General features: G+C 43.0%; 1 protein-coding gene. It reads right to left on the bottom strand.

The window, feature by feature from the left end; translation table 11 throughout:
* A partial coding sequence (locus H6A27_RS15895) for a transposase (RefSeq protein ID WP_204509226.1) occupies positions 1-270 on the bottom strand: 270 nt, incomplete at both ends.

Genomic DNA, 270 nt, shown 5'->3' with positions numbered 1-270 from the left:
TTACAAGCCGTCTGGCTATCTTTACAATTGATTTCTGTGGATTCATACGTTTACGGTATTCCGTATAGGATACAGTCATTGCAGGATCCTTACGGATTGCAATCCATGCGGCTTCAATCAAAAGACACCGAAGCATAAAATGTCGGCGTATAGTTATATCCCCTGTGCCGTTACTTTCACCGCTCGAATGACACATTGGTACCAGACCGATGAAAGAAGCCAGATGGTCAGCATTCTTAAAACGCACTATATCATCAAGCTCAACCATCA

Origin of the sequence: Bacteroides caecigallinarum, assembly GCF_016902295.1 — a bacterium.
Classification (GTDB): Bacteria; Bacteroidota; Bacteroidia; order Bacteroidales; family Bacteroidaceae; genus Phocaeicola; species Phocaeicola caecigallinarum_A.
The sequence above is the reverse complement of the archived record's forward strand: the minus strand, read 5'-3'. Positions and strand labels throughout refer to the sequence as shown.